Source organism: Aquimarina sediminis (assembly GCF_002895435.1).
Lineage (GTDB): Bacteria > Bacteroidota > Bacteroidia > Flavobacteriales > Flavobacteriaceae > Aquimarina > Aquimarina sediminis.
The window spans coordinates 1-3,615 of the sequence record NZ_POYJ01000029.1 but is presented as its reverse complement, the minus strand read 5'-3'; the positions used below and the strand labels follow the sequence as shown (position 1 = coordinate 3,615).

Sequence of the window (3,615 nt, the reverse complement as noted above, 5' to 3'; positions counted from 1 at the left end):
CATAACTACCCTGACTTGGGGTATCGGAGACATAGGTTACTCCTGTTGGTAACAGATCCGTGATAGAAACATTGGTAGCTGTAGCAGGACCACTGTTGGTTAAGGTAATCGTATAGATCACCGTATCGCCTTCATCTGGTGTTGTATTGTTTACTGTTTTACTAACTACCAAATCTGTAGTATTGCCAACTACGATGTTTTCTGATGGATCATCAGTTGTCGTATTACTATCAGTCTGATCCAAACTTACACTACTTACTGTATTGGTGATCGTATCTCCACTAGTACCTGCATCTACTGTAGCGCTGATACTTAAGGTAGCATTACTGCTATCATTGATACTACCAACACTCCAAACTCCGGTACCACTTACATAACTACCCTGACTAGGGGTATCTGAGACATAGGTTACCCCTGTTGGTAACAGATCCGTAATAGAAACATTGGTTGCCGTAGCAGGACCACTGTTGGTTAAGGTAATCGTATAGATCACCGTATCACCTTCATCTGGTGTTGTGTTGTTCACCGTTTTACTAACGACTAAATCCGTGGTGTTGCCAACTACGATGTTTTCACTAGGATCATCCGTTGTTGTATTGCTATCGGTCTGATCCAAACTTACACTACTTACTGTATTAGTGATGGTATCTCCACTGGTACCTGCATCTACTGTTGCACTGATACTTAAGGTAGCATTGCTGCTATCATTGATACTACCAACACTCCAAACTCCGGTACCACTTACATAACTACCCTGACTTGGGGTATCGGATACATAGGTTACTCCTGTTGGTAACAGATCCGTAATAGATACATTGGTTGCCGTAGCAGGACCACTGTTGGTTAAGGTAATCGTATAGATCACCGTATCACCTTCATCCGGGGTTGTATTGTTCACCGTTTTACTAACGACTAGATCCGTGGTGTTGCCAACTACTATATTCTCTGATGGATCATCGGTAGTGGTATTACTATCGGTCTGATCCAGACTTACGCTACTCACTGTATTGGTGATGGTATCTCCACTAGTACCTGCATCTACTGTAGCGCTGATACTTAAGGTAGCATTGCTGCTATTATTGATACTACCAACACTCCAAACTCCGGTACCACTCACATAACTACCCTGACTTGGGGTATCGGATACATAGGTTACTCCTGTTGGTAACAGATCCGTGATAGAAACATTGGTCGCAGTAGCTGGACCACTGTTGGTTAAGGTAATCGTATAGATCACCGTATCTCCTTCATTTGGTGTCGTATTGTTTACTGTTTTACTAACGACTAGATCCGTGGTGTTGCCAACTACTATATTCTCTGATGGATCATCGGTAGTGGTATTACTATCGGTCTGATCCAAACTTACACTACTTACTGTATTGGTGATCGTATCTCCACTAGTACCTCCATCTACTGTAGCGCTGATACTTAAGGTAGCATTGCTGCTATCATTGATACTACCAACACTCCAAACTCCGGTACCACTTACATAACTACCCTGACTTGGGGTATCGGATACATAGGTTACTCCTGTTGGTAACAGATCCGTGATAGAAACATTGGTCGCTGTAGCAGGACCACTGTTGGTAAGGGTGATCGTATAGATCACCGTATCACCCTCATCTGGTGTTGTATTGTTTACTGTTTTACTAACGACTAAATCCGTAGTGTTGTTTATGGTAATAGCTTCACTAGGATCATCCGTTGTCGTATTGCTATCAGTTTGATCCAAACTTATGCTACTCACTGTATTAGTGATCGTATCTCCACTAGTACCTGCATCTACTGTAGCACTGATACTTAAAGTAGCATTACTGCTATTGTTGATACTACCAACACTCCAAACTCCGGTACCACTTACATAACTACCCTGACTAGGGGTATCTGATACATAGGTTACTCCTGTTGGTAACAGATCCGTGATAGAAACATTGGTAGCTGTAGCAGGACCACTGTTGGTTAAGGTAATCGTATAGATCACCGTATCGCCTTCATCTGGAGTTGTATTGTTTACTGTTTTACTAACGACTAGATCCGTGGTGTTGCCAACTACGATGTTTTCACTAGGATCATCCGTTGTTGTATTACTATCAGTCTGATCCAAATTTACACTACTTACTGTATTGGTGATGGTATCTCCACTAGTACCTGCATCTACTGTAGCACTGATACTTAAGGTAGCATTACTGCTATTATTGATACTACCAACACTCCAAACTCCGGTACCACTTACATAACTACCCTGACTTGGGGTATCGGATACATAGGTTACTCCTGTTGGTAACAGATCCGTAATAGATACATTGGTCGCTGCAGCTGGACCACTGTTGGTAAGTGTAATCGTATAGATCACAGTATCTCCTTCATTTGGAGTTGTATTGTTTACTGTTTTACTAACTACTAGATCGGTGGTGTTACCAACTACTATATTCTCACTAGGATCATCCGTTGTCGTATTGCTATCGGTCTGATCCAAACTTACACTACTTACGGTATTGGTGATGGTATCTCCACTGGTACCAGCATCCACTGTAGCACTGATACTTAAGGTAGCATTACTGCTATTGTTGATACTACCAACACTCCAAACTCCAGTACCACTTACATAACTACCCTGACTTGGAGTATCTGAGACATAGGTTACTCCTGTTGGTAACAGATCCGTAATAGAAACATTGGTCGCTGTAGCTGGACCACTGTTGATTAAGGTAATCGTATAGATCACCGTATCACCTTCATCCGGAGTTGTATTATTGACTGTTTTACTAACTACTAGATCGGTGGTGTTACCAACTACTATATTCTCACTAGGATCATCCGTTGTCGTATTGCTATCGGTCTGATCCAGACTAACACTACTTACTGTATTGGTGATGGTATCTCCACTGGTACCGGCATCTACTGTTGCACTGATACTTAAGGTAGCATTGCTGCTATTATTGATACTACCAACACTCCAAACTCCAGTACCACTTACATAACTACCCTGACTTGGAGTATCTGATACATAGGTTACTCCTGTTGGTAACAAATCTGTGATAGAAACATTGGTAGCTGTAGCAGGACCACTGTTGGTAAGTGTGATCGTATAGATCACCGTATCTCCTTCATCTGGTGTTGTATTGTTTACTGTTTTACTAACGACTAGATCCGTAGTATTGTTTATTGTAATAGCCTCTGATGGATCATCAGTTGTCGTATTACTATCGGTCTGATCCAAACTTACACTATTTACTGTATTGGTGATGGTATCTCCACTGGTACCTGCATCTACTGTAGCACTGATACTTAAAGTAGCATTACTGCTATTGTTGATACTACCAACACTCCAAACTCCAGTACCACTTACATAACTACCCTGACTAGGGGTATCTGATACATAGGTTACTCCTGTTGGTAATAGATCCGTGATAGAAACATTGGTAGCTGTAGCAGGACCACTGTTGGTTAAGGTAATCGTATAGATCACAGTATCGCCTTCATCTGGTGTTGTATTGTTTACTGTTTTACTAACTACCAAATCTGTAGTATTGTTTACTGTAATAGCTTCTGATGGATCATCCGTTGTCGTATTGCTATCGGTCTGATCCAGACTTACACTACTTACGGTATTGG

General features: G+C 41.6%; 1 protein-coding gene. It reads right to left on the bottom strand.

Annotation, left to right across the window (positions count from 1 at the left end):
- The coding region (locus C1X07_RS24655) for a beta strand repeat-containing protein (RefSeq protein WP_128755398.1) at positions 1-3,615 on the bottom strand (3,615 nt) is incomplete at both ends.